23 protein-coding genes are annotated in these 26,397 nt (G+C 70.2%); 12 read left to right on the forward strand and 11 right to left on the reverse strand.

All coding sequences use genetic code 11. The features are described from left to right. The first annotated feature begins 12 nt into the window (after positions 1-12). On the forward strand, positions 13-840 hold the full coding sequence (locus ACWFRU_RS22270; protein ID WP_453689525.1) for a carbohydrate ABC transporter permease: 828 nt from the start codon (positions 13-15) through the stop codon (positions 838-840). A gap of 61 nt (positions 841-901) precedes the next feature. Beyond that, a complete protein-coding gene (locus ACWFRU_RS22275; protein WP_453689527.1) occupies positions 902-3,190 on the forward strand; it encodes a bifunctional serine/threonine-protein kinase/ABC transporter substrate-binding protein in 2,289 nt (762 codons plus the stop codon). A gap of 12 nt (positions 3,191-3,202) precedes the next feature. Here ACWFRU_RS22275 and ACWFRU_RS22280 read toward each other — a convergent pair whose 3' ends face one another. Beyond that, a complete protein-coding gene (locus ACWFRU_RS22280; protein ID WP_453689529.1) occupies positions 3,203-3,676 on the reverse strand; it encodes an HIT family protein in 474 nt (157 codons plus the stop codon). Between the two features lie 167 nt (positions 3,677-3,843). Between ACWFRU_RS22280 and ACWFRU_RS22285 the strand changes: the two genes are divergently transcribed. The 4 genes from ACWFRU_RS22285 to ACWFRU_RS22300 all read left to right on the forward strand — a co-directional run bounded on the left by ACWFRU_RS22285 (position 3,844) and on the right by ACWFRU_RS22300 (position 7,041). Further along, positions 3,844-4,500, forward strand: coding sequence for a hypothetical protein (locus ACWFRU_RS22285; protein WP_453689531.1), 657 nt, complete (start codon positions 3,844-3,846; stop codon positions 4,498-4,500). After that, the gene (locus ACWFRU_RS22290; protein WP_453689533.1) at positions 4,488-5,519 is read left to right on the forward strand and encodes a hypothetical protein; all 1,032 of its coding nucleotides are present in this window, start codon (positions 4,488-4,490) and stop codon (positions 5,517-5,519) included. The genes ACWFRU_RS22285 and ACWFRU_RS22290 overlap by 13 nt, the downstream gene beginning before the upstream one ends. 35 nt (positions 5,520-5,554) lie before the next feature. Next, positions 5,555-6,259, forward strand: a complete 705-nt coding sequence (locus ACWFRU_RS22295) for a hypothetical protein (RefSeq protein ID WP_453689535.1) — start codon at positions 5,555-5,557, stop codon at positions 6,257-6,259. Positions 6,260-6,324: 65 nt separating this feature from the next. Next, positions 6,325-7,041 carry a helix-turn-helix domain-containing protein gene (locus ACWFRU_RS22300; protein WP_453689536.1) on the forward strand — a complete coding sequence of 239 codons (717 nt, stop codon included), beginning with the start codon at positions 6,325-6,327 and terminating at the stop codon, positions 7,039-7,041. A 24-nt stretch (positions 7,042-7,065) separates the two neighbouring features. Here ACWFRU_RS22300 and ACWFRU_RS22305 read toward each other — a convergent pair whose 3' ends face one another. Next, positions 7,066-8,091: an ATP-dependent 6-phosphofructokinase gene (locus tag ACWFRU_RS22305; protein WP_453689538.1), complete on the reverse strand. Its 1,026-nt coding sequence runs from the start codon at positions 8,089-8,091 to the stop codon at positions 7,066-7,068. Positions 8,092-8,399: 308 nt separating this feature from the next. On the opposite strand from ACWFRU_RS22305, the gene pta reads away from it, so the two are divergent. From pta to pyk, 3 genes are all read left to right on the forward strand, one after another. Then, positions 8,400-10,484, forward strand: a complete 2,085-nt coding sequence (gene pta / locus ACWFRU_RS22310) for a phosphate acetyltransferase (RefSeq protein WP_453689540.1) — start codon at positions 8,400-8,402, stop codon at positions 10,482-10,484. Between the two features lie 45 nt (positions 10,485-10,529). Further along, on the forward strand, positions 10,530-11,747 hold the full coding sequence (locus ACWFRU_RS22315) for an acetate kinase (protein WP_453689542.1): 1,218 nt from the start codon (positions 10,530-10,532) through the stop codon (positions 11,745-11,747). 146 nt (positions 11,748-11,893) lie between these two features. Then, positions 11,894-13,324, forward strand: coding sequence for a pyruvate kinase (gene pyk, locus ACWFRU_RS22320; RefSeq protein ID WP_363209342.1), 1,431 nt, complete (start codon positions 11,894-11,896; stop codon positions 13,322-13,324). A gap of 81 nt (positions 13,325-13,405) precedes the next feature. Here pyk and ACWFRU_RS22325 read toward each other — a convergent pair whose 3' ends face one another. The 4 genes from ACWFRU_RS22325 to ACWFRU_RS22340 form a co-directional block, all read right to left on the reverse strand. Continuing rightward, positions 13,406-14,746: a hypothetical protein gene (locus ACWFRU_RS22325; protein ID WP_453689544.1), complete on the reverse strand. Its 1,341-nt coding sequence runs from the start codon at positions 14,744-14,746 to the stop codon at positions 13,406-13,408. Next, the gene (locus ACWFRU_RS22330) at positions 14,736-15,290 is read right to left on the reverse strand and encodes a DUF6114 domain-containing protein (protein ID WP_453689546.1); all 555 of its coding nucleotides are present in this window, start codon (positions 15,288-15,290) and stop codon (positions 14,736-14,738) included. The genes ACWFRU_RS22325 and ACWFRU_RS22330 overlap by 11 nt, the downstream gene beginning before the upstream one ends. A 139-nt stretch (positions 15,291-15,429) precedes the next feature. Next, positions 15,430-16,047, reverse strand: coding sequence for a DUF6230 family protein (locus ACWFRU_RS22335; protein ID WP_453689548.1), 618 nt, complete (start codon positions 16,045-16,047; stop codon positions 15,430-15,432). Positions 16,048-16,639: 592 nt separating this feature from the next. Next, positions 16,640-17,626 (reverse strand): tetratricopeptide repeat protein, encoded by a 987-nt coding sequence (locus tag ACWFRU_RS22340; RefSeq protein WP_453689550.1) that lies wholly within the window; start codon positions 17,624-17,626, stop codon positions 16,640-16,642. A 362-nt stretch (positions 17,627-17,988) separates the two neighbouring features. On the opposite strand from ACWFRU_RS22340, the gene ACWFRU_RS22345 reads away from it, so the two are divergent. Then, the gene (locus tag ACWFRU_RS22345) at positions 17,989-18,624 is read left to right on the forward strand and encodes a TetR/AcrR family transcriptional regulator (RefSeq protein ID WP_453689552.1); all 636 of its coding nucleotides are present in this window, start codon (positions 17,989-17,991) and stop codon (positions 18,622-18,624) included. Here ACWFRU_RS22345 and ACWFRU_RS22350 read toward each other — a convergent pair. Next, positions 18,612-19,619 (reverse strand): SDR family NAD(P)-dependent oxidoreductase, encoded by a 1,008-nt coding sequence (locus ACWFRU_RS22350; protein WP_453689554.1) that lies wholly within the window; start codon positions 19,617-19,619, stop codon positions 18,612-18,614. The two genes, ACWFRU_RS22345 and ACWFRU_RS22350, sit on opposite strands and share 13 nt — an antisense overlap. Beyond that, positions 19,616-20,809 carry a UDP-N-acetylglucosamine--N-acetylmuramyl-(pentapeptide) pyrophosphoryl-undecaprenol N-acetylglucosamine transferase gene (locus ACWFRU_RS22355; protein WP_453689556.1) on the reverse strand — a complete coding sequence of 398 codons (1,194 nt, stop codon included), beginning with the start codon at positions 20,807-20,809 and terminating at the stop codon, positions 19,616-19,618. Before ACWFRU_RS22355 ends, ACWFRU_RS22350 begins: the two co-directional genes overlap by 4 nt. Before the next feature lie 64 nt (positions 20,810-20,873). On the opposite strand from ACWFRU_RS22355, the gene ACWFRU_RS22360 reads away from it, so the two are divergent. Then, positions 20,874-21,614: a response regulator transcription factor gene (locus ACWFRU_RS22360; RefSeq protein WP_453689558.1), complete on the forward strand. Its 741-nt coding sequence runs from the start codon at positions 20,874-20,876 to the stop codon at positions 21,612-21,614. Further along, the gene (locus tag ACWFRU_RS22365) at positions 21,611-22,990 is read left to right on the forward strand and encodes a sensor histidine kinase (protein ID WP_453689560.1); all 1,380 of its coding nucleotides are present in this window, start codon (positions 21,611-21,613) and stop codon (positions 22,988-22,990) included. The genes ACWFRU_RS22360 and ACWFRU_RS22365 overlap by 4 nt, the downstream gene beginning before the upstream one ends. On the opposite strand, the gene ACWFRU_RS22370 is transcribed toward ACWFRU_RS22365, so the two are convergent. The 3 genes from ACWFRU_RS22370 to ACWFRU_RS22380 all read right to left on the reverse strand — a co-directional run bounded on the left by ACWFRU_RS22370 (position 22,987) and on the right by ACWFRU_RS22380 (position 26,382). Further along, entirely contained in the window at positions 22,987-24,075 is a 1,089-nt protein-coding gene (locus tag ACWFRU_RS22370; RefSeq protein ID WP_453689561.1) for an alpha/beta fold hydrolase, read from the reverse strand. The two genes, ACWFRU_RS22365 and ACWFRU_RS22370, sit on opposite strands and share 4 nt — an antisense overlap. 188 nt (positions 24,076-24,263) lie before the next feature. Beyond that, positions 24,264-25,964: an acyl-CoA mutase large subunit family protein gene (locus tag ACWFRU_RS22375; protein ID WP_453689563.1), complete on the reverse strand. Its 1,701-nt coding sequence runs from the start codon at positions 25,962-25,964 to the stop codon at positions 24,264-24,266. A gap of 85 nt (positions 25,965-26,049) precedes the next feature. Beyond that, the gene (locus tag ACWFRU_RS22380) at positions 26,050-26,382 is read right to left on the reverse strand and encodes a DUF3817 domain-containing protein (RefSeq protein WP_363209331.1); all 333 of its coding nucleotides are present in this window, start codon (positions 26,380-26,382) and stop codon (positions 26,050-26,052) included. Positions 26,383-26,397 lie beyond the last annotated feature (15 nt).

A 26,397-nucleotide genomic window follows, 5' to 3' on the forward strand; every position in this document is an offset into this window, starting at 1 on the left:
TCTGTACGGAGCATGGGTTCGCGCAGGGCGGGCCGACGCCTCGCGGCGGACGCCGGCCTGCTCGTCGTCGCGGTGGCGTTCGTCCTGCCGCTGATCTGGGTCGTCCTGTCCTCGCTCGACGCCAGGGCCGACCTCAGGGTGAAGGTCCCCGACGGCATCACCCTGGACAACTACGACGCGGTCCTGACCCCCGAGATCACCTTCACGCCCCTCCTCAACAGCCTGCTGCTGTGCGGCGGCGGCACACTCCTGACGGTGGCGTGCGCGGCGCTCGCCGCCTACCCGCTCTCCCGCTTCAGGTCCCGCCTGAACCGCCCCTTCATGCTGACGATCCTCTTCGCGACCAGCCTGCCGATCACGGCGATCATGGTCCCGGTGTACGCGCTGTTCGTGCAGGTCGACCTGATCGACACGATGCAGGGCACGATCTTCTTCTTCGCCGCGTCCCAACTCCCCTTCGCCATCTGGCTGATGAAGAACTTCATGGACGGAGTACCGAAGGAGCTGGAGGAGGCGGCGTGGACGGACGGCGCGTCGTCGTTCCAGTCCCTGCTGCGCATCGTGCTCCCCCTGATGGGCCCGGGGGTGGCGGTGGTGACGGTGTTCTCCTTCGTCATGATGTGGGGCAACTTCTTCGTCCCGTTCATGCTGCTGCTCACCCCGGAGCAGATGCCGGCGTCGGTCAGCATCAACGACTTCTTCGGCAACAAGGGGACAGTGATCTACGGCCAGTTGGCGGCCTTCTCGATCATCTACTCGACGCCGGTGATCCTCCTTTACGTACTGATCTCACGGCGTCTTGGCGGCGGCTTCGCATTGGGGGGTGCGGTGAAGGGGTGACCCCGGCCCTCCTCCGCTGCCCACCCCGCTGGCTAGGATCGCCGGGTCTGAGGGAGGGCACATGCGGGGGCGTTTGCTGAACGGCCGGTACGAGCTGCTGGAGCGGCTCGGCGCGGGCGGCATGGGAGAGGTGTGGCGGGCGCGGGACGTAAGCCTCGGCCGCGAGGTGGCGGTGAAGCTCTTCGCGGCGGCGGAGTCCGCCGACGCCGATGAACTGGACCAGCTCCTGGCGCGCTTCCGGCAGGAGGCGCGGGCGGCGGCCTCGCTGGACAGCCCGTACATCGTGGCCGTGTACGACCACGGCACGGATGAGGGTACGGGCGGCGGTACGGCCGGTGGCAGCTCGCAGCCGACTCCGTACCTGGTGATGGCCCTCGTGCAGGGACGTTCCCTCGACCACGTGCTGCGCGAGAGCGTGCGCGTGCCCGTGGCGGAGGCGTTGCACTGGGGGGCCGACGTCTGCCGCGCCCTGGACGCGGCGCACTCGGCGGGTGTCGTGCACCGTGACATCAAGCCCGGCAACATCATGATCACGCAGGACGGCACAGCCAAGGTCGTCGACTTCGGCATCGCGACGTTCATCGAGCGGGCGGCGGGCGACTCGCGGTTGACGCGGACCGGGGAGCTGCCGTTCGGCAGCGTGCCGTATCTGGCGCCGGAGCGGTTCCGGCAGGAGCCGGGCGACGGTCGCACCGACCTCTACGCGCTCGGCTGCGTCCTCTACGAACTCCTCGTCGGCAGAACGCCGTTCACCGGCTCGGCGGCGGGCGTCATGTTCAACCACGTCAACGACGCACCGCTGCGACCCTCGCGGGCGCGGCCCGAGGTGCCGGCGCCCGTCGAACGCCTCGTGCTCGACCTCCTGGCCAAGGACCCCGCCGACCGGCCCGCGGACGCGGCGACGACGCTGGAGCGGATTCTGGCGGCGGCCGATCAGGGCGGGGACGGGGACGAAGACGGGGACGGGGACGGTGGTGCGGGCGGGGCCGACGACGACATACAGGACGCCGTCGTGGGCGAGCGGGAGCGGCAGGCGGCCGGGGAGGTGGAGGACGCGCGTCCCCGGCCCGAGCCCACACCTCAGCCCAAGCCCCAGCCCCGGCCCCAGCCGGTCAGCAAGGTGTCCGTGCCCCCGGACGCACACGGCTCACGCGGGAAGCGGCGTCTGCTGATCCCCGCGGCCTTGCTGCTCGCGGTCAGCATCCCGACGGGGCTCGGCATACGTTCCCTTGCCGCGTCCGAGGGGGAACCATCCACCCCGGTCCCGGGCACGTACGAGATCGGCGTCGCCCACAGCTACACGCACGTCGGCACGGCACGCTCCGGCGGTGGCGCAGAGGAGACCTCGGAGTTCAAGCAGTTCACGACGCAGCAGATGCGTACCGTCGAGTCCGCCTTCGCCGAGACGCTCGGCGAGAAGGGCGGTGAGAAGAGCGGCGAGAAGGGCGGCGACCGCTTCCGTCTCGTCCCCGTGGCCGCGGACCCGGACACGACGTCCCGCGAACTGCTCGCCGAGCACCCGGACATGCTCGCGGTCATCGGTGACACCGTCGACTTCTCCTGGGTGCACGACACGGACGAGGCGTTCCTGCCGGAGATCAGCACGTGTTACGACGTCGCCCACGCCGGGGGCGCGTTCGCGATCCCGGCCGACGACGAACGGCAGGGTGAGGCGATGGCCGAGTACCTCCTGACGCGGACCGACGCGCGCCGGGTGCTTGTGGCGGAGGACAAGGTCTGGGCGGACCGGCAGGACGGCATCGGGACCGGGCTGCGCGAGGCGGGCGTGCCCGCCGAGGCGCTGGAGGTGCGGCCGGACGAGGTGAAGACGGCGCAGATCCCGGCGCTGGCCGAGGAGGCGCGGGCGGACGCGGTGGTGGTGCCGATCGGGACGGACGTCACCGTGTGGGCGAAGAAGCTCAGGGCGGGCGGCTTCACCGGGCCGATCCTGTCCCAGAGCGCCCCCGAGGGGGTCTGCGAGGACTCGGAGGAGCGGGCGAGGGCGGCGAAGACGGCCGCGGGCATCCCGGAGGGTGTCCTGCGCACGCGCAACTACTCCGGCGAGCCGGGCGACAACCTCCCCGCACGCGGCAACCAGGAGCTGTACGACGGCGCCCTGGCTCTGGCGACGGCCCTCAAGAAACTCCCGGCGGACGCCTCCCCGACTTCGCTCCGCCACACCTTGGACCGCGAGATCCAGAACGTCTCGGTCAACGGCGTCCTGGACGAGGTCTCCTTCGAGAAGCGCCGCTCGGCGCGTGAACGCCCGGTGTGGTTCGACCGCAGGGAGAAGGACACGTGGACCGAGATCGGCAAGGTGGACAGCACATACGAGCCGACGAAGCAGTAGCGATGTCCGCGACTAAGCCTTCAGGGCGGCCCGAAGCCGCGCGGCGACGTCAGCCATCTCACCCGGCGCCACGTCCAGCACCCCGTTCTCGGTCATCAGGACGTGGAACTGCTGCTGCTCGTACGGGATTCCGGGCGGCAGAGCGGCGATGTGCCAGTGGAGGTGGCTGTTCCCTTCCTGGCTCCCGAGGGAGTAGAGGTAGGTGCGCTCGGAGTCGAAGACCCGCTCGACGGCGCGGGTCACCTGGCGCACGAAGAGCATGATCCGCACGTATGCGGCCTCGTCCAGGTCGCGAACGACGTGCTCTACGTGGGCCTTGGGCGCGACGAGGACTTTCCCGGGGAGGGTGGGCCACCGGTCGAGAAAGGCGACGTGCTCGTCGTCCTCGTGGACGAGGTGATGGGCATAGCCGGTTTCTCCGCGAAGAAACGCACAAACAAAGCAGGGTCCGCTGCGAGCCCGCTCCATGTACCCCTCAAGATCCATGGCTTTCCGCTCCATCACCACGTGCGATCTCCCTTTTTGTGCCGCCCGATTCACCGGGATGAACCCCTCACGCCCCATTGCTCAGCAGATTTCTCTCTGGTGCCGCCGATCAGCTCCCGCTAGCGTGCTTAGCTCGCGCCAACTCCCACCCTCACCAGGAGCCGTCAGTGAACCGCCCTCTCCGTCTCGCGACGGTCGCCCTCACCGCGACCGCGGCTCTGCTGCTCACAGCCTGCGGCAGCGGCGACGACGAGTCCAAGGACAACGACAAGATCGCTGGGGCGGGCAAGGGGGGCGAGAAGGAGTCGGCTTCGCCCAGCGCGAGCCCGGCAAAGGACTCCGGCCGTCCCAAGATCGAGCTCCCGGCGGATCTGACCATGACCTTTGAGGAGCCCCGTACCGGGGACGCCGTGAAGAAGGCCGTGCTTGCCGACAACGCGGAGCGCATGCGCGCCGTGAACGCCGCCATCACGGGGACGGACCCGAAGGGTGAGGCGGTCGGCTACTACAACACCGGCAAGGCGCTCGAAGCGGCGGTGACCTGGGTCAAGAAGTTCAAGGACGCCGATCTGTCGCTCACGGGGACAGTGCGCTACTACGACCGCCAAGTGACGCTCAAGGACAAGAAGACCGCCACGCTTTCCTTCTGTGCGGACGAAGGCAAGGGCTTCACCAAGAGCAAGAAGAACGACAAGACCAACAAGACGCCGGTGACCAAGAACAGCTACGTCTCGTACAACACGCAGCTGATCAAGAACGACGACGGCACCTGGCAGACCTCGCAGATCATTTCCACCAGGGGGGCGGCGCAATGCCAACCGTAAGAAGGGCCACAGCCCTGACGGCATTCTTCACGGGCCTGGCAGTGGCCTTGAGCGGCCCTCAGGCGTGGGCCGACATCGACCCGGGCGGCAACGGCTCCGAGACGCAGGTGGACGCCGACAGCGACGGGCAGACCCTGTCCGCCACGGCGGGCGGCGTCAAATTCGACCACTCGAAGAACGGCAAGGGCGGCACGACGGGCCCGGTGACTCCGTCCACCAACTGGACGCCTCCGCCCTGCTATTACGCTCCCGCGCACACCCCTGCCCAGCTCCAGAAGAAGCTTGAGCCGATCTGGGCGGCCGAGTCCACCGGATCGCAGTGGGATCTGTCGCAGCGCAATCGCTACGTCGACGGGCAGCCCTACAAGGACTTCAACAAGGACAAGACCGGTGACGGCTTCTGGTGGGACGGCTTCATCCCGGAGGGAAGGGAAAGCGCCCCGGGAGCATTCGACTGCGACAAGCCGTACTTCTGGGTCGACAAGGGCGACCCGCCGCCGGCCGACATTCCGGAAGCCGTCACTCCGGAGGTCCTCGCGCAGCTCGCGTACGCCGAGATCCGCGTACCCGACACCGAAGTCACGCTCGCCCCGGCGGATACCACCAAGGTCAATCTCCCGACCTGGGCGTGGCTGGATCAGGCCGATTTCAAGCCGGTGTCGGTGACGGCCTCGGTCCCGGTCCTCGACCTCCAGGCAACGGCGACCGCCGAACCCGTCTCCCTGAAGATCGACCCCGGCACCAAGGACGCCGAAACCTACCCCGCATCCGGCGTCTGCCCGATCAACGACGGCAAGATCGGTGAGCCCTACACCAAGGGCAAGTCCGACGAGGACCCGCCCTGCGGCGTGAAGTACCTCCGCTCGTCCGGCGACGGCTCCTACCCGCTCAAGGCAACCGTCACCTGGAAGATCCACTGGACCGGCACGGGGGTCAACAAGCCGCAGAAACTCCCCGACGGCGAGTTCGGCGCGGACCAAGAGGTCGTGGTCGAGGAGATCCAGTCGATCAACCGATAGCCCGCACGGCACGACACGGCACAACACGACGTGACATGACCGAGCGATACGACGTCCCGGAACAGACCCTCGCCCGCTCCCTCTTCGGCCCCCTCGGCGGCATCATCGAGATCGGTGCTGTCGCCGCGGCCGGGACCTGGGAACTGGCGGATGTTTCCGTGGGCGACTTCGTCGCGGGGCGGAGGGGTGATGTGGTGCGGCTTCTTGAAGTGGTCCGGTGGGTCGGGGACTTCGGGGAGCCGGTCATGGGGATCTTCGATGAACTCGGCTATCTGCGGGAGCATCCCGTGGAGGCGTCGAGCCTCCTGCTGTGGTCCTCCGGGTACGAGGACGTGCGGGGGCCGTTCGATCAGCCGCACGCCGTGCGCCGTATGTGCCGGCTCGGCGCGGATCTGCAGCTGACCCGCTTTCTCCAGGCCCTGATCACCGCGGCGATCGCACGCGGCCCCGAGGTCCCCCGCGGAGCCGCCCTCATCGCCGAGGCGATACAAATCGCGGCAGGACTCGTCGGCCGCGCGCTCGAAGGGGAGGACGATGAGCCCGGGGGACCCGGCGGCCCCGCGCGCGGAGCCGCGGCCATGGCCGTCCTGCGGATATGGCGCGTCGCCCACCTCGCCGACCTGCTGCTCCCGGACTCCCCCGCGCATCCCAAGGCCCGGCCCCTCTTCCGTGCGTACGGGCACGCCCTGGAGGAGTTGCTCGGCGAGCCTCACGCCCCCCGCGCACCCAGCACTCCGTAGCTTCGCACCAATCCGCAACCTCGTATGAACGCACCGTAGTCGTCGGCCCCCCGCGCCCATACCGTGTGCCCGTGCAATCGAGCCAGCCCAATCAGCCGACGCCCCCGTTCAACTTTCCCGCCGCCCGGCGCCTCCGTGAGGCCCTGGGGATGGCGCACGGGCATGTCGCCTACGGGATGCGGGCGAGTTACGGGCTCACCTACATCACCCCCGAGACCATCGCCGCCTGGGAGCGCGGGCTCGCCGCGCCCACCTCCGCCGAGCTCACCGCGCTCGCGGGGACCTTGTGGTGCTCGCCCGGTGAGCTCATGGGCGCCGCCACCACCCTGCGCGAGCACCGGCTCGCCCGTGGGCTCGCGCCCGAGGACGTGGCGCGCGGGTCCGGCGTCGAGATCCAGGCCTATCTGCACATGGAGGAGACCAACACCTGGCGCGGCAACGAGCGGCAGTCCGCCGCCCTCGCCGACGTGCTGCGGCTCCCGCTGCCCGACTTCATCAACGTCGTCGGACGCGCCGACGAGCTCGCCGACCTGCTGCGCAGGGCCGTCACCACCCGCTGGCAGGGGTATGTGCGGCCCGTCAGCAAGATGCTGCCCGTGCACAAGCGGCATCTCGAGGACGTGCTGCAGCAGCTGCACGCCGACTACCAGTCGCGCATGGTCCGCACCCTGAGCTGGGGCGGCGGCGCCGGGGCCGACGCCTCGGGGAGCGCCGGGCAGGACTTCCTGGACAAGATCCTGGAGCACTTCTGGACCCAGGTGCGCGGCGCCGCCGGGGGCTGATCCGGCGAAGACGGAAACCGGCCGCTAGAAGACCGACTCCGCCTCGTCCATCCGGTCCTTCGGCACCGTCTTCAGCTCGGTGACCGCCTCCGCGAGCGGCACCATCGTGATGTCGGTGCCCCGCAGGGCCGTCATCCGGCCGTAGTCGTCGCGGTGCACAGCCTCCACCGCGTGCCAGCCGAAGCGGGTCGCGAGGACACGGTCGTACGCCGTCGGAGTGCCGCCGCGCTGGACGTGGCCGAGGATGACCGGCTTGGCCTCCTTGCCGAGGCGGGTCTCCAGTTCGTACGCCAGCGCCGTGCCGATGCCCTGGAAGCGCTCGTGGCCGAACTGGTCGATCGCACCCTTGCCGTAGTTCATGGTGCCCTCGGCCGGGTGCGCGCCCTCCGCCACGCAGATCACCGCGAACTTCTTGCCGCGCGAGAACCGCTCCTCGACCATTTTCACCAGGTCAGCGGGGTCGAAGGCGCGCTCGGGGAGGCAGATGCCGTGGGCGCCGCCCGCCATGCCGGACTCCAGGGCGATCCAGCCCGCGTGCCGGCCCATGACCTCGACCACCATCACGCGCTGGTGCGACTCGGCCGTCGTCTTGAGGCGGTCCATCGCCTCCGTGGCGACACCCACCGCCGTGTCGAAACCGAAGGTGCGGTCCGTGGAGGAGATGTCGTTGTCGATCGTCTTCGGGACGCCCACCACCGGCAGGCCCGCGTCCGACAGCATCTTCGCGGCCGTGAGGGTGCCCTCGCCGCCGATCGGGATCAGGGCGTCGAAGCCGATCTCCTTGGCGAGCGCACGCGCGTCCTCGCAGGCCGCGCGGAACCGGTCACGCTCCAGGCGCGAGGAGCCGAGAATCGTTCCGCCGCGGGCCAGGATGCCGCTGACCTCGTTGAGACCGAGGGAGCGGTAGCGGCCGTCGAGCAGGCCCGCGTAACCGTCCTCGAAGCCGATGACCTCGTCTCCGTAGTGCGTGACGGCTCGGTGCACGACCGACCGGATCACTGCGTTGAGGCCAGGGCAGTCGCCGCCTGCGGTGAGAATTCCGATGCGCATCGTGCTGTGTCTCCTGCTCGCTGTTGATGCGTGTGAGCCGGTCCGATTGTTCCATGACCGCGAACCCGGTGCCGCTCACCACAGAGCGACCCGGTTCACGGCTGCCCCGGCCGATCCTGGGGAGAAGGCCCTTGGGGCCGCTTCACGAGGCCTTTCGTCCGGCGGGCGACCTAGCCAGCCGCAGAGGTATTGTCAAGAGGGCACGGCAACCATATCGGGTCATTTGTCCGGCCCTGACGGGAGCCGCCCGGTCTCACCGGGCGGCCAGGGAACACCGCGGCGGAGCAGCGGAGAAGGGGAGAGCACGCGTGACGCGCAGCGTGTACGTGACCGGGATCGACCGGGGCGACGGCCGCCAGGTCATCGAGCTGGGAGTCATGGAACTCCTGACCCGCCAGGTCGACCGGGTGGGGGTTTTCCGGCCACTGGTCCACGACGGGCCCGATCGCCTCTTCGATCTCCTGCGGGCCCGGTACCGGCTCGCGCAGGACGCCGCGTCCGGGTACGGCATGGATTACCACGAGGCCTCCGCGATCCAGGCCGAGCAGGGCACCGACGAGCTGGTCTCCCAGCTCGTCGACCGTTTTCACCGGGTGGCCAGGGACTACGAGATCGTCCTGGTGCTCGGCACGGACTTCGCCGACACCCAGCTCCCCGACGAGCTGTCCCTCAACGCGCGCCTCGCCAACGAGTTCGGCGCCTCGGTGATACCCGTCGTCGGCGGCAAGAACCAGACCGCCGAATCGGTCCGCGCCGAGACGCGCAACGCCTATCGCGCCTACGAGAGCCTGGGCTGCGACGTCCTGGCGATGGTCACCAACCGGGTGGCGCCCGCCGACCGCGACGAGATCCATGAGGGCCTCGCGGCCGGCCTTCCCGTGCCCAGTTACGTCCTGCCGGACGAGCCCGCGCTCGCCGCCCCCACGGTCGCCCAGATCACCCACGCGCTCGGCGGCCGGGTCGTGCTCGGCGACGACGCGGGCCTGGCCCGTGACGCGCTCGACTTCGTCTTCGGCGGCGCGATGCTGCCGAACTTCCTGAACGCCCTGACCCCGGGCTGCCTCGTGGTCACCCCCGGGGACCGCGCCGACCTCGTGGTGGGCTCGCTCGCCGCGCACAGCGCCGGTACGCCGCCCATCGCGGGCGTCCTGCTGACCCTGAACGAGCAGCCCGGCGAGGCGATCCTGAAGCTCGCCGACCGCCTGGCGCCCGGCACCCCGGTCATCGCGGTCTCCGGCGGCTCCTTCCCCACCGCGGGCGAACTCTTCGCCCTGGAGGGCAAGTTGAACGCCGCCACGCCCCGCAAGGCGGAGACGGCCCTCGGCCTCTTCGAGCGGTACGTCGACACGGCGGGGCTGCTCGGCCGCGTACAGGCGCCCAGCAGCGACCGCGTCACGCCGATGATGTTCGAGCACAAGCTCCTGGAGCAGGCGCGTTCCGACAAGCGCCGCGTCGTGCTGCCCGAGGGCACCGAGGAGCGCGTCCTGCGTGCCGCCGACGTGCTCCTGCGCCGCGGTGTCTGCGACCTGACGCTGCTCGGCCCGGTCGAGCAGATCCGCAAGAAGGCCGCGGACCTCGGTGTCGACCTCGCCGCGTCGCAGCTCATCGACCCGCAGACCTCCGAGCTGCGGGACGCGTTCGCCGCCAAGTACGCCGAGCTGCGCGCCCACAAGGGCGTCACGGTCGAGCTGGCGTACGACGTCGTCGCCGACGTGAACTACTTCGGCACCCTGATGGTGCAGGAGGGGTTCGCCGACGGCATGGTGTCGGGTTCCGTTCACTCCACGGCCGCCACGATCCGGCCCGCGTTCGAGATCATCAAGACCAAGCCGGACGCCTCGATCGTCAGTTCGGTCTTCTTCATGTGCCTGGCCGACAAGGTGCTCGTCTACGGCGACTGCGCGGTCAATCCCGACCCCAACGCCGAGCAGCTCGCCGACATCGCCGTGCAGGCGGCGGCCACGGCCGAGCAGTTCGGCGTGGAGCCGCGGATCGCGATGCTCTCGTACTCGACGGGCACGTCGGGTTCGGGCGCCGACGTCGACAAGGTGCGCGAGGCGACGGAGCTGGTGCGGGAGAGCCGCGGTGACCTGAAGATCGAGGGTCCGATCCAGTACGACGCCGCCGTGGAGCCCTCGGTCGCGGCGACGAAGCTGCCGGACTCGGAGGTCGCGGGGCAGGCGAGCGTGCTGATCTTCCCGGACCTGAACACCGGCAACAACACGTACAAGGCCGTGCAGCGCTCGGCGGGCGCGATCGCCGTCGGGCCGGTCCTCCAGGGCCTGCGCAAGCCGGTCAACGACCTGTCCCGCGGCGCTCTCGTGCAGGACATCGTCAACACCGTCGTGATCACCGCGATCCAGGCCCAGGGCCGCCCGACCACCTCGGTCTAGCGGCCCCGCAAGCCCCGTATGACGTCTACAGAAAGCATTCCTCCTGTGACCGCCACCCGAGTCCTCGTCCTCAACTCCGGTTCCTCGTCGGTGAAGTACCAGTTGCTCGACATGCGGGACAGCTCACGCCTCGCGGTCGGCCTCGTCGAGCGCATCGGCGAGGAGACCTCGCGGCTCAAGCACACCCCGCTGGCCGGCGGCGGCGAGGAGCGGGAGCGCGAGGAGCCGATCGCCGACCACGAGGCGGCGCTGAAGGCGGTCGCCGCCGAGCTGACCGCCGACGGGCTCGGTCTCGACTCCCCCGAGCTCGCCGCGATCGGTCACCGCGTGGTGCACGGCGGCCTGAAGTTCACCGAGCCGACGGTCGTCACGGACGAGGTGCTCGCGGAGATCCAGCGGCTCGTCCCGGTGGCGCCGCTGCACAACCCGGCCAACATCACCGGCATCCGCACGGCCCAGGCGCTGCGCCCGGACCTCCCGCAGGTCGCCGTCTTCGACACGGCGTTCCACACGACGATGCCGGAGTCGGCGGCGCGCTACGCCATCGACGTGGCCACCGCCGACCAGCACCGCGTGCGGCGCTACGGCTTCCACGGGACCTCGCACGCGTACGTGTCCCGCAAGGCCGCCAAGCTGCTCGGCAAGACGCCCGAGGAAGTGAACGTCATCGTGCTGCACCTGGGCAACGGCGCCTCCGCGAGCGCCGTGCGGGGCGGCAGGTGCGTGGAGACATCGATGGGGCTCACGCCGCTTGAGGGGCTCGTGATGGGTACCCGTTCCGGTGACGTGGACCCGGCGGTCGTCTTCCACCTGGCCCGCGTCGGCGGGATGTCGATCGACGAGGTCGACACCCTGCTCAACAAGAAGAGTGGTCTGGTCGGTCTCTGCGGCGACAACGACATGCGGGAGATCAGGCGCCGTATCGACGGGGGCGACAAGGCGGCCGCGCTCGCCTTCGACATCTACATCCACCGGCTGAAGAAGTACATCGGCGCCTATTACGCGGTGCTCGGCCGGGTGGACGCCATCGCGTTCACGGCGGGGGTCGGTGAGAACGCGGCGCCGGTGCGGGAGGCTGCCGTCGCGGGCCTGGAGGAACTGGGGCTCGCGGTCGACGGAGAACTCAACGCCGTACGTTCCGACGAGGCCCGGCTGATCTCACCGGAATACGCGCGGGTCGCGGTCGCCGTCGTCCCCACCGACGAGGAGCTGGAGATCGCGCAGCAGACGTACGCATTGGTGGGGGACCCGCAGAACCCGTAGAACCGAAGCCGTAGAACCCGCAGAACCCGTCATAACCGCAATTCATCAGCATTTCTTCACCGCAACGCCTGAGCGCAGTTCCGCCCATTTGTAGATTCCACCAGACGGAATATTCCGAAGCGAAACAAACCGATAGGATCGCCCCTATGCGCCGTTCCAAAATCGTCTGCACGCTGGGCCCCGCCGTCGACTCCGAAGAGCAGCTCGTCTCGCTGATCGAGGCCGGCATGAATGTGGCCCGATTCAACTTCAGCCACGGCACGCACGCCGAGCACCAGGGGCGGTACGACCGCGTCCGTGCGGCTGCCGACAAGACCGGCCGTGCCGTCGGCGTCCTCGCCGACCTGCAGGGTCCGAAGATCCGTCTGGAGACCTTCGCCGAGGGCCCCGTCGAGCTGGTGCGCGGTGACGAGTTCACCATCACCACCGAGGACGTCCCCGGCGACAAGTCCATCTGTGGCACCACCTACAAGGGCCTGCCCGGTGACGTCTCCAAGGGCGACCAGGTCCTGATCAACGACGGCAACGTCGAGCTGCGGGTCGTCGAGGTGAGCGGGCCGCAGGTGAAGACGATCGTCGTCGAGGGCGGCGTCATCTCCGACCACAAGGGCATCAACCTGCCCGGCGCGGCCGTGAACGTGCCCGCGCTCTCCGAGAAGGACATCGAGGACCTGCGCTTCGCGCTGAAGATGGGCTGCGACATGGTCGCCCTCTCCTTCGTGCGCGACGCGAGCGACGTCAAGGACGTCCACAAGGTGATGGACGAGGAGGGCCGCCGGGTCCCCGTCATCGCCAAGGTGGAGAAGCCGCAGGCCGTCGCCAACATGGAGGGCGTCGTCGCGGCCTTCGACGCCGTCATGGTCGCCCGTGGCGACCTGGCCGTCGAGTACCCGCTCGAGAAGGTCCCGATGGTGCAGAAGCGCCTCGTGGAGATGTGCCGCCGCAACGCCAAGCCGGTGATCGTCGCGACCCAGATGATGGAGTCGATGATCACCAACTCGCGCCCCACGCGCGCCGAGGCGTCCGACGTCGCCAACGCGATCCTGGACGGCGCGGACGCGGTCATGCTGTCCGCCGAGTCGTCCGTGGGCGCCTACCCGATCGAGACCGTCAAGACGATGTCGAAGATCGTCGCGGCGGCCGAGGAGGAGCTGCTCGCCAAGGGTCTGCAGCCGCTCGTGCCCGGCAAGAAGCCTCGTACGCAGGGTGGTTCGGTGGCCCGTGCCGCGTGCGAGATCGCGGACTTCCTCGGCGGCGAGGCGCTGATCGCCTTCACGCAGTCCGGTGACACGGCCCGTCGTCTGTCGCGCTACCGCGCGGCCCAGCCGATCCTGGCCTTCACCACCGACGAGGCCACCCGCAACCAGCTCTCCCTGAGCTGGGGCGTCGACTCGTACGTCGTGCCGCACGTCGACAACACCGACGCGATGGTCGACCTCGTCGACGCCGAGCTGGTCAAGCTGAACCGCTTCAACGAGGGCGACACCGTGATCATCACGGCCGGTTCGCCTCCCGGTGTCCCCGGCACCACCAACATGGTCCGGGTGCACCACCTGGGCGGCGTCGGCCGCGACTGACACACCGACACCTGGTACGACGCCGAGGGCGCCCCCTGACACAGGGGGCGCCCTCGGCGCTTTCGCGGCTCCCGGTGAAGATCAGTCGGTGATCGTCTGGCTCAGGCCGGGGACGTGCAGGTTGCCGCCGAACTGGCCCGCCTGCTGCACCTTCACGTCCGTGAAGTAGATCAGCGGGATGTTCAGGGGCGGCGGGTGCTCCGGGTCGAACGTGATCGGGATCAGGCCGAAGAGCTTGCCGGAGATCGACTCGGTGTACATCGTCGTCTCGCCGCCACGGATCGTGGACGTGGAGCCCTTCTCGGCCTGCACGTGGTACTTCTTGCCGGCCGGGCCCTCGACGATCTGGTGCAGGTCGCCGATGTCCGTGTTCTGGACGACGTACTTCAGGGCCTGCTTGGTCTTGCCGTTGGGCATCGTCAGGTTCACGACGCCCTGGTAGTCCGCGCCCTTGAGGGTGAGCGAACTGGCCTCCAGGTGCCACGGCTGGTTCGGGATCGGCGCGGGCGTCTGCTCGGCCTTTCCGTCGACCTTCTTCTCGACCACACACGGGAACGGCTTCTTGCCGTTCTCGTCCGGTGCCATCGGGTCCGCGGACGCCGCAGGCTCATCGGACCCCGCCTTGCCGGCAGCCTCCTCGGCCGCCTTCTCGGCGTCTTCCTTGGCCTTGTCGACCGTGTCCCCGGCCTTGTCGGCACCGTCCTCGACGCCGTCCTTGACCCCGTCGAGGGCGTCGTCGACCGGCTTGGTGACGTCGTCGACCGTGTCCTTCGCCTTGTCCTCGGAGGACTCGGCGGACTCGGTCTCCTCCGCGGCCGAGGGGGTCGGCGTGGGGCTCTCGGACTCCTTCTCGTCAGGCGTGAAGAGGTCCTTGAGCGCGGGACCGACACCCAGCGGGTCCAGCGGGTTCTTGGTCTCGGAGGGCTCCGGAGCGGGCTCCTCGGCCTTCTCGTCCCCGTCCTCGGAAGCGGACGGCGACGGGGTCGGCTCGGCCTTCCCGGAGCCGTCGGCGTCCGAGCCCGCCTTGCCACCGGCGGAGGGCGAGGGAGTCGGCTCGGCGGCCTCGTCCTTCTTGGCAGCGTCCTTGGCGTCCTGCTCCGCCTTCTCCTTCGCCGCCTTCTCCTCGGCAGCCTTGTCGGCTTCCTTCTCCGAGTCCTTGGTGGCCTCGGAGGCATCGTCCGGCGCCGTGACACACGGGCCGTCCTGGAAGGGGTTCTTCGGCAGCGGCTTGGCCTGCGCGAGCTGGGGAGTCAGACCCATGCCCATGAGAACGGCGGTCGGCATGGCCGCGATGGCTATCGCCTTGCCCGCCGGGACGTGCAGGCGGGTGAGGAGCGGCTTTCTGGGTGCCGCGTGGCGCGGCCCGGATCTCGCGCGGGGCTCCCCCGCGGAGTCCACATGGTGCACCTCGTCAGCCGGCACGGTGCCTCCCGTTCGTCCCGTTGTCCGGGCTCGTTCCTGACAGATCGTCCGTAGTGCCGCTCACCCCGTTCGCGGCCCCCGCGGCCGCGGGCTCCGGCGCCCCGTCGTCGGAGCCTTCGGCCCGCTTCTTCGCGGACTGCTTCACCGGCTTGTCCGCCGCCCAGGAGATGCCGAGGGCACCGCCGAGCAGAGCGAGCAGGAAGCCGACGACGAAGCCGCCGAAGTTGGAGACCACCAGAGAGACCAGGGCGAGCAGAATCGCCGCGACACCCGCGAAGATCCGGGAATGCGGCTGGAACCACATGGTCAGGCCGAGCACGACAAGCAGGACGCCGATGATCAGCGAACCGGCACCGGCGGTCGTCGCCATCCGGATCGTCATCGTGCCGATCGTGAGGTTCGCGTACGGGAAGTACATGATCGGGATGCCGCCGAGCAACGTCAGCAGACCACCCCAGAACGGGCGCTGACCGCGCCACCCTCGGAACGATCGGCGCATCCGGCCGAGCTTGTCGCCCAGTCCCACTTGCGCTTCGGCGCTCATGTCGTACAGCTCCTCGGGGAATGGCGTTGGTTCTGTGTCCTGCGGATTCGGGCACGGGGACGGTCGAGGTCAAGATCCGTGCGCCCCCGCGCCCGGCCGTTTCATAGCGACAAGTGCCGCTGCCAAGGCATCAGTTGCCTCAGTAGCACTCGTGCTTGCCCTTCTTGACCGACATGGCCAGACCGGAGAGCTTGAAAGTGCCGGCGGTCGTCGCCCACGCACGCTGCTTGACGTCGGTGAACCGCACCTTGTCGGCCTGCTGCGCGAACGAGTCGGGGGCGTACTTGTCACCCTTCGACGGACCCGGGCCCTTGGTGGTCCGGTCGATCGAGACGCCGATGTCCACGTTGGTGAACGTGGCGTCGGCCTTCAGGTCATCGGCGTCGATGTAAAGCTTCTTCGCCTCGACCCTGGGGCCGCCCTTGGCGCCGGCCTTGAGGGTCATCGACACATCGCCGAAGACGGGGACCGGAACGACGACGGACTGACACAGGTTGGTGATCTTGGCCGAGTCGAGGCCGACGACGGCGACCGGGTGGTTACCCGACTTGCCGCTGTCAAGCGCCCCGTACTGGACGAAACCCGTACCGTCGAGCTGGTCGGCAGTCACCTTGAACTGCTGACCGGACACACTGAACGATGCCGCGAGTGCACCCTGCGAGAGGGCCACACCTATCGCGGCAGTCGCCGCGACGCTCGGCACCATGACTACGGCGAACCGCTTCCATCTGGTTCCGCCACGAGCCACGGACTCCATGACTTTCCTCCTTCTCGGACGTACATCTCCGGCCCTGGCTGCCGCCGTTCGGGCGGCGCAGCCGGGCAGGGATGGGAGAAGCGCTACGTCCTCGGGAGATCACCCCCGAGCGACAACCACTGGTCGCACGCGACACGCACAACCTGCCGGACAGGCCCTGCCGGACGGCAGAGACCCCCCTGTCCTAGACCGGGCGACGGGGTGTCTCCGGCCTGCTCGGTGGGGACCCAGAAAGCCCGCTCCCGACTGGCTTTCGGGCTGCGGGTTATTGGACCGAGCGTCGCCGATCGTGGTGCATTCTCGGTCCCCGCACAAGGGGGTTCGTTACTGGCTAGTAACGGCGCGATAACCGAACCACGACCGCCCGGTATCGGTCGGCCACAGACGGTGCACCCATGGGGAGGAACAGAACGGGATGTTGAAGGGCACACCAGGACAGAAGACTGACCTGGGCTTACTCCAAGTAACAGTGGCCGCGATTACCAAGTTTTGGTAAAGCGCGGCCACTGTGACGCCTTGACGGCGAATTTTCACTCGGGCATCACAAGCCCCGGCGTTTAGAGACTGGTCAGCGAACGGCCCGGGGAACGGGTCAGAAGAGGACCCGCGCGAGCTGCGTGCGCGCCGCGGTCACCCGCGGGTCGTCCGAGCCGACCACCTCGAGGAGTTCGAGCAGCCGTACACGCGCGGCGTCCCGGTCGTCGCCCGCCGTGCGCCGCACCGTGTCGATGAGCCGCCCGAAGGCGTCCTCCACATGACCGCCCACCAGATCCAGGTCGGCGGCGGCGATCTGCGCGGCCACGTCCGCGGGTCGGTCGGCGGCGTCCTTGCGGACCTGCTGCGGGTCCAGACCCTCGACACGCTGGAGCAGTTCGGCCTGGGCCAGACCGAGCTTCGCCTCGGTGTTGCCCGGGTCGTCGTTCAGTACGTTGCGGTACGCCTGCACCGCGCCGCCCAAGTCGCCCGCGTCCAGCGCCTGTACGGCGGCTTCGAGCAGGGCGTCGTGCGGTCCCGCGGGCACCTCGGCGACGGGGGCTTCCCGCTGCTCCCCGCCCTGGGCGTCCGGGTCGACGGTGAGACCGGTCAGGCCGAAGCGCTCCTCGCCGACCTGGATCAGCTGGTCCAGGGTCTGGCGGATCTGCTCCACCGGGGCCGCGCCCTGGAAGAGCGGCAGGGCCTGTCCGGCCACCACCGCGAAGACGGCCGGAATCCCCTGGACCCCGAACTGCTGCATCAGCATCTGATTGGCGTCGACGTCGATCTTGGCGAGGACGAAACGGCCGTTGTACTCCCGCGCGAGACCTTCGAGCAGCGGGCTCAGCTGCTTGCACGGCTCGCACCACTCGGCCCAGAAGTCGATGACGACGGGCACTTCGGTGGAGCGCTGCAGGACCTCGCGCTCGAAGCCGGCCTCGTCTACGTCGATGACGAGGCTGGACGGCGAGACGCCCGACACGGCGCCCCCACCCTGCCTGGCGGCTTCGGCACGCGCCTGCTCCGCCTTCGCCTTGGCCTCCTGGGCCGCCTTCACGGCGGCGAGGTCGACGACTCCGCTCATGGACATGTTCCGTGGCTGCATGAGTACATCCTCCCCCAAGCCGTGCGGGAACCGCGCCCGTCCGTGACCCCCCGCCGGATTGCGGGGCCGCGGACGGCCGTGGCGCCAAGGTCCCGAGGAGGACCGATGGTTGTGGCGCAGGGTCCCCACCCTGTGCCGGTGCGTGCCGCTCTGGTTGTCGCTGTGGTTGTCGCTGTTCGTTCGCCGCGAAAGAAAGTGGGCGCCGAGGAGTTGCCGTTCATCTCGCCCACTTCTCTTTCGCTACGAGTCGTAGCGTAACTGCCATGCCTGGCCGTGTGGACGGCGGACCTGCGAGAACTTCGGTGATCTGGCTCACTCGCCCGCGCTCCGACCGATTCCGTACTGGCCGGTATGGTCGCGGGATGCAGAGCCGCGTTCCCCCACCCGCCCGCACCGGTGGCCGCCCCCGCAACGCCGCGGCCGACACCGCGATCCTGGAGTCGACCCGCCAGGCCCTGGTCGAGCTCGGCTGGTCCAAGCTGACCCTGGGAGACGTCGCCACGCGTGCGGGCGTCGCCAAGACGACCCTGTACCGGCGCTGGGCGGGCAAGAGCGAGCTGGTCGTGGACGCGGTGGCGGAACTGTTCGACGAGTTGGAGCTGCCGGACCGCGGCAGCCTGGCCGCGGACATCGAGGGCGTGGTGCTCCAGTTCGCGGCGCTGCTCGGCCGTCCCGAGACGAAGACCGCGCTGATGGCGGTGGTGGCCGAGTCGACGTCGGACGAGCCGCTGCGGGAGCGCATCCGTACGTCGATCGTGGACCGCCAGAAGCGGCTGGTCCTCGCGGGGCGCAGGCGGGCGCAGGAGCGCGGTGAGCTGCCCGCGGAACCCGATCCCGCCGCGGCGGGCCGGACCGCCGACCTCATCTTCGACGTGATCGCCGGAGCGGTGGTCCACCGCGCCCTGGTGAGCGCGGAACCGGTCGACGAGGCCTGGGCCCGCCGCTTCACGCTGCTCCTGCTCGGCGGCCTCGCGGCGGCCGCGGGTCAGACCTGGTAGCGGTCCGGGGCGAAGAGGCGGAGGTTCCCGGCGACCCACTCCGAGGTCCGCTTGAGGCCCTCCGTCAGGGAGACCTCCGGGCTCCAGCCCGCCCACCGCGTCGCCCGTGAGTTGTCCGAGAGCAGCCGCTGGACCTCGCTGCCCGAGGGACGCAGCCTGGACGGGTCCACGACCACCTCCGCCTCGCGCCCGGACGCCTCGATGAGCGCCTGCGCCAGGTCCCCGATCGCGATCTCCCGGCCCACGCCGAGGTTGACCGCGTGACCCAGGGCCGCATCGCACGCCGCCAGGGCCATGAAGCCCCGCGCGGTGTCCGTGACGTACGTGAAGTCCCGGGTGGGCGTGAGCGAGCCGAGCTTGATCTGCCGGGCGCCGGAGTGCAGTTGGGCGAGGATCGTGGGGATCACCGCGCGGGCCGACTGCCGCGGGCCGTAGGTGTTGAAGGGGCGCACGACCGTCACCGGCAGCTCGAAGGCGTGCCAGTGCGAGAGCGCCATCATGTCGGCGCCGATCTTCGACGCGGAGTACGGGGACTGGGGCTGGAGGGGGTGGGCCTCGCTGATGGGCACCGTCAGCGCCGTCCCGTACACCTCGCTCGTGGAGGTGTGGACGAGCCGCCGCACGTCGTGCCGCCTGCACGCCTCCGCCACGTTCTCCGTGCCGACGACGTTCGTCTGGACGTACGCACCCGGGGAGTCGTACGAGTACGGGATGCCGATCAGCGCGGCCAGATGGAAGACCGTGTCGCAGCCCTCCACCGCGTCCATCACGCGTCCCGCGTCCCGCACGTCGCCCGCGAGCATCTCGACCCGCGGGTCGCCGAGCAGATGCGCGAGGTGGCCCTTCTCCGCGTACGGCTTGTAGTGCACGAAGGCGCGGACCTTCGCGCCCTGTTCCAGGAGCAGGTCGACGAGGGTCGAGCCGATGAAGCCCTCCGCCCCGGTGACGAGGACCGTGCGGCCCGCCCAGCTGAAGGTGTTCTCGCTGCTGCTCATGCGTACTCCAAGTGCGGTGTGTGGTGGGTGAGTCGGATGACCTGCTCGGCGAGCAGGTCGGCGGCCCGCGCGTGCGGGCCCGGGTCGGCCGCCCCGCTCATCGCGGCCAGCCGCGCCGGATCGGCGAGCAGCGGCCCGACGAGCTCCGCGAGCCGCGCGGCCGTCGTCTCGCCGTCGGGGAGCAAGAGACCCGCGCCCGCGTCGGACAGGACACGCGCGTTGTGGGTCTGGTGGTCGCCGGGCGCGTGCGGATAGGGGACGAGGACGGCGGGCACCCCGGTGGCGGCGAGTTCGGCGACGGTCGCGGAACCGGCGCGGCAGACCACGAGATCGGCGGCCGCGTACGCGAGGTCCATCCGGTCGAGGTAGGGCACGGCGCGCGCGGTCGCCTCCACCCCCGCCTCCGTCAGGCGCCGCCGCGTCTCGTCGAGCGCGGCGGGCCCCGTCTTGATCAGGAGCTGTACGTCGGCGCGGTGCCGCCAGCGCGCCGCGAGCCCCACGGCCGCCTCGGTGAGACGGGCGGCGCCCAGGCTGCCGCCGTTGAAGAGCAGCAGCCGGGCCGCGTCAGGAACCCCGTACTCCCGCCGTGCCTCGGCCCGCAGCGCGCCCCGGTCGAGCGCGGCGAGCGGCGCCGCGATGGGCATCCCGGTGGTGTACGCGCGCTCGCCGCCCGGCAGATGCTCGCGGCTGCGGTCGAAGGCGACGGCGATGTTCGGGGTGAGGCGGGCCGCGAAACGGTTGGCCCGGCCGGGGACGGCGTTGGACTCGTGGATGAGGCTCGGCAGCCCGGCCATCCTGGCGCCGACGATGACGGGAGCGCTCGGGTAGCCGCCCATCCCGACGGCCACCTGCGCGCCCTGCTCCCGCAGGATCGCCCGGCACTGCGCGCCGGACTTCACCAGGGCGGCGGGCAGCAGGAACCGCCTGGCGCCGAGCGAGGGGTCGAACGGAATCATGTCGACGGTGTGCAGGCGGTATCCGGCCTCCGGTATCAGCCGGGTCTCCAGGCCCCGTTCGGTGCCGACGAAGGAGACGACCGCGCCCGGCACCGCCCGGCGCAGGGCGTCGGCGAGGGCGAGCCCGGGATAGATGTGTCCACCGGTGCCGCCCGCGCCGATGACGACGGAGAGAGGGGCCCGCCCGTGGGTACGGGCCCCTGCCTCGGGTGATCGCATATCGGGTGTTCGCATGGCAATGGAGCATCACGAGCAGGTCTAAGAGGGTTTTAAGAGCCGCGTTTGGCACCTTGGGTCCATGAGCTTCACGAGCAGGCCGGGCCCCCCCGTGACCGGCGGCGGCCCGCCGCCCGCCAAGATCCTCGTGGTCGACGACGACCCCGAGGTCCGCGCGGCGGTGGAGGACGGCCTCACCGTCGAGGGCCACCTGGTGCGCGGCGCCCCGGACGGACAGCGCGCGCTCTCGGCGGTGGCCCGCTGGGAGCCGGACCTCGTGGTCCTCGACGTGATGATGCCCGTCCTCGACGGCCTCGCCGTCTGCCGTCAGATGCGCGCCCTCGGCGACCGCACCCCCGTCCTCGTCCTCACCGCGCTCGGCTCGGTGAGCGAACGCGTCGACGGTCTCGACGCGGGCGCCGACGACTACCTGGTGAAGCCCTTCGCCCTGGACGAGCTCGTCGCCCGCGTCCGCGCCCTCCTGCGCCGCGCGGCCCCCGAGCCGCACTCCACCGCCGAGGGCGACGACCTCACGTACGGCGACCTCGTGCTCGATCCGTCGACCCGCACCGGCCGCCGCGGCCACCGCACGGTCGAGTTCAGCCGCACCGAGGCCGCCCTGCTCGAACTGCTCCTGCGCAACGCCGGGCAGGTCCTTCCGCGCGAACTCATCCAGGAGTCGGTCTGGGGGCGCGACTTCGGCCCCGACTCCAACTCCCTCGCCGTGTACGTCGGTTACCTGCGCCGCAAGCTGGAGTCGGGCGGCGAACCGCGGCTCGTGCACACCGTGCACGGCGTCGGCTACCGGCTGGGCAGTCCGTGAGCGCCCGGCGCAGGCTCGGCGCGCAGTGGCGGCGCAGGCGCCCGCTGCGCACCCGGCTCGCGCTCGCCGCGGCGGCGGCCGTCGCGCTGGTCGCGGTCGGGGTGTGCGTGGCCGCGTTCCTCGTCATCCGCTACAAGCTCTACCAGCAGCTCGACCAGAACCTCACCCAGTCGGCGACCCTCATCGCCCAGCAGCGGGAGTACGACGCCGAGCCGGGCGTCGTGGCGGGCGAGTGCCGCTACCCCGGCGCCCCCGCCTGCTCCCAGATCGTCCCCGCCGACCCCGCGAAGGACCCCTCGAAGCCGTATCTGCTGCCGGTCACCGACTCCACCAGGAAGGTCGCGCGCGGCCAGGCGGCCCCGTACTACACGAGTCTGACGCTGTACGGGAGACCGACGCGGATGTATACGACCAACTACGGCACGGGCAGCGCCGTCCAGGTCGCCCTGCGCGCCGACATCGCCGAGCGCGGGGTGCGGCAGGCCGCCGGGCTGCTCTCCGCGGTGGGCGGCGCCGGAGTGCTCCTGTCGGGGCTCGGCGGCTACTGGGTCTCGCGCACCGGCCTCGCCCCGGTCGCCCGCCTCACCGCCACGGCCGAGCGCATCGCGGCGACGCGTGACGCCCGCCACCGCATCGAGCTGCCGCCGGGGCCGCCGGGCCGTGAGGACGAGGTGACCCGGCTCGCCGCCTCGTTCAACGCGATGCTGGCCGAGCTGGAGGAGTCGGTCACCGCGCGCCGCCGACTGGTCGCCGACGCCTCGCACGAGCTGCGGACGCCGCTGACCGCGCTGCGCACCAACGCCGAACTCCTCGCCCGCGCCGACCGGTTGACCGAAGCGCAGCGCGAACGGGCCTCCGGCGCGCTCGCCCGGCAGCTCCGCGAGGTCACCGGCATGGTCAACGACCTGATCGAGCTGGCACGCGACGAGGAGCCGCAGCCCCTCCTGGAGGAGGTGCGGCTCGCTCCCCTGATCACGCATGTCGTGGACGCGGCGCGCGGCCACTGGCCGCAGGTGCCGTTCACCCTGCACGTGACGCCGGAGGCCGACGGCGTGAGCATCCCCGGCGTTCCGGCGCGCCTGTCCCGCCTCGTCACCAACCTCCTGGACAACGCGGCCAAGTTCAGCCCGCCGGGCACGCCCGTGGAGGTCTCCCTCTCCCCCGCGGCCCTGACGGTCCGCGACCACGGTCCCGGCATCGCGGAGGAGGACCTGCCGTACGTCTTCGACCGCTTCTACCGCGCCGAGAAGGCCCGCGCCCTGCCGGGCTCGGGCCTGGGTCTCGCGATGGCCCGCCAGATCGCCCACGCGCACGGGGCGGAACTCTCGGCGGAGAGGGCGCCGGGCGGCGGCGCGCTGTTCAGGCTGACGCTCTAGTTCTTCCAGGCGCAGCTGCCGAGCTCGGCACGGCCCTTCGCGAGGAGGCGGTCCGCTTCTCCGGCGGGGATGACGCGCGTGGTCTTGCCGCGGCAGATGACCGTGCGGTCACCGTGTCCCGCGAGGTCGACCAGGATCTGGTCCCAGTGGCGGTACTGCACGTCGTGCCCGGAGTCCGCGTACGTCCGCACCTTCGCCTTGCCCGGCAGCTCGTCCTGCCAGGTCTTGAGGGTGGCCGGCGGCACGGTCGTGTCCTTCTTGCCGCCGTAGAGGTAGACGGGGGCGTCGAGCTTCTTCAGGTCCGGTCCCGGGCGCCCGCAGTACAGCTTCTGCTCGTGCACCTGCGGCGCGGGGTCCGCCTGCTGACCGCGCTGGTTGTAGGTGCGCGCGCCTTCCTCGTACGCCGTGTCGGCGAAGCCCGGTATCGACTTCACGGGGCTGTCGTCGGGGAACGCCCACCACTTGCGCGGGTCCCTGATGGAGTCCTTCACCGTGGCGGCGAGCTCGTCGTCGGACATCGAGCAGTACGCGGGCTTCGCGCCGTACGGCGGCAGGGCGGCCGCGAGGTGCAGGGCCGACACGCGCTCGGGCGCGCGCCCGGCGAGCTCCGCGGCGTACGGGCCGCCGCCGGAGATCGCGATCACGCTCACGTCGTCCACGCCGAGCTTGTCGAGGACTTCGAGGGTGTCGTCGGCGAAGTCGGCCTTGCCGAGCTTCTCGTCGTACTCCGTGTCGCCGAAGCCGTTGCGCTCGACGGAGATGAGGCGCAGCCCCAGGTCCTCGCGGGTGGTGCGGAAGAAGTCCGTCATGTGCGCCGCGCGGGCGCTGGTGCCGGTGCCGCCTATGAACAGGACGGGCTTGCCCTTCTTGTTCCCGGTGTCGGAGTAGTGAGCCGTCCGGCCGTTCGAGAGCTTCGCCGCGTGCACGTCGGGGCCCAGCGAGTCGAAGGTGTCCTGGACCTTCGGCTCGGCGGGCGGACTCGCGCTCACCTCTCCGGAGCCGTACACCGTCAGCGCACCGAGCAGCGTGAGCGTCGCCGCTCCGATGGCGATCACGGCGGTACGGGTGGGACCGGGCAGGCTCACGGGTGACACAGGGTGACTCCAGGGGCAGGGCGGGTGGACGGGCGGCGCCTACCCAGCCGCGCGCATCTGACACCCACGAGTTTCCGCCGGATTCCCTGGGCCCCGAAGAGGCCCTGAAAGGGGCGCAGGGAACTGCGCGACCAGCCACAACGCGCCCGCAGATCCCCACGCACTCCAAGCGACCCGAACTAGAACCCCGGCGGCTCGGTGTAAATCCCCCACTCGTCCCGCAGAACGCCACAGATCTCCCCGAGGGTGGCCTCCGCACGGACCGCCTCCAGCATGGGCGGGATCATGTTCTCCCCGCCCCGCGCAGCGGCAAGCATCGCGTCGAGCGAGGCCCGCACCCGAACCTCGTCCCGCGCCGAGCGCCGAGCCCCCAGCACCTTGACCTGCTCCCGCTCCACCTCGTGAGAGACCCGCAGGATCTCCAGGTCACCGGTGACGGAACCATGGTGGACATTCACGCCCACGACACGCTTGTCGCCCTTCTCCAGGGACTGCTGGTACTGGAACGCCGACTCGGCGATCTCCCCGGTGAACCAGCCGTCCTCGATGCCCCGCAGGATGCCGGAGGTGATGGGCCCGATGGGGTGCTGCCCATCAGGGTGCGCCCGGCGCCCCCGCTCCTTGATCTGCTCGAAGATCTTCTCGGCGTCGGCCTCGATGCGGTCGGTGAGCTGCTCGACGTACCAGGAGCCGCCCAGCGGGTCCGCCACGTTGGCGACGCCGGTCTCCTCCATGAGCACCTGCTGCGTGCGCAGCGCGATCTCGGCGGCCTGCTCGCTCGGCAGCGCCAGGGTCTCGTCGAGGGCGTTCGTGTGCAGGGAGTTCGTGCCGCCGAGGACCGCGGAGAGGGCCTCGACAGCGGTACGTACGACGTTGTTGTAGGGCTGCTGCGCGGTGAGCGAGACGCCCGCGGTCTGCGTGTGGAAGCGCAGCCACTGCGCCTTGTCCGTCTTCGCGCCGTACACGTCCCGCATCCAGCGGGCCCAGATCCGGCGGGCGGCGCGGAACTTGGCGATCTCCTCGAAGAAGTCCAGGTGCGCGTCGAAGAAGAAGCTGAGCCCTGGCGCGAAGACGTCCACGTCCATGCCGCGGCTCAGCCCCAGCTCGACGTACCCGAAGCCGTCCGCGAGGGTGTACGCGAGCTCCTGCGCGGCCGTCGCCCCGGCCTCGCGGATGTGATAGCCGGAGACCGACAGGGGCTTGTACGCGGGGATGTCGCGCGCGCAGTGCTCCATCAGGTCGCCGATGAGGCGCAGGTGCGGCTCGGGCTGGAAGAGCCACTCCTTCTGCGCGATGTACTCCTTGAAGATGTCCGTCTGGAGCGTGCCGTTCAGGACGCCCGGGTCGACGCCCTGGCGCTCGGCGGCGACCAGGTACATGCAGAAGACGGGGACGGCGGGCCCGGAGATCGTCATCGACGTCGTGACGTCACCGAGCGGGATGTCCTTGAACAGGACCTCCATGTCGGCGGCCGAGTCGATGGCGACCCCGCAGTGCCCGACCTCGCCGAGGGACTGCGGCTCGTCGGAGTCGCGGCCCATCAGGGTCGGCATGTCGAAGGCCACGGAGAGACCGCCGCCGCCGGCGGCCAGGATCATCTTGTAGCGCTCGTTCGTCTGCTCGGCGTTGCCGAAGCCGGCGAACTGGCGGATGGTCCAGGTCCGGCCGCGGTAGCCGGTGGGATGCAGGCCGCGGGTGAAGGGGTATTCGCCGGGCCATCCGATCCGCTCGAATCCCTCATAGGCGTCCCCGGGCCGTGGCCCGTAGACCGGCTCGACCGGGTCGCCGGAGAGCGTGGTGAAATCCGCGTCGCGCTTCTTCGCGGTGTCGTACCGGGCCTGCCAGCGACGGCGGCCCTCCTCGATGGCGTCAGCGTCCATACCCTCGAATTTACTTGGACGTCCTAGTAAATGTCGATGGCTCACCGCCACGGGTATGTCCGTGGCGGCGCTTCGGGCGGTGAGACTAGGCCTTCGCGGTGGCCGGGGAGCCGTCGACGATCAGCGGCTCGACGTCCCGCGCGACCTTGCGCTCTACGAAGAACGCGGCCGTCGGGATGGTGCCGGAGACCAGCACCCACAGGAGCTTGCCGAACGGCCACTTCGCCTTGGAGCCCAGGTCGAAGGCGAAGATCAGGTAGATGATGTAGAGGACGCCGTGGACCTGCGAGACGACCAGCGTCAGGCCCTCGCCCTTGTCGAAGCCGTACTTGAAAATCATGCAGGTGCACAGCACGAGCAACATGACGGCGGTGACGTAGGCCATCACCCGGTAACGGGTCAGCACGGATCGCTTCATGCCCACGAGCGTATC

It is taken from the genome of Streptomyces sp. NPDC055099 (genome assembly GCF_053607685.1).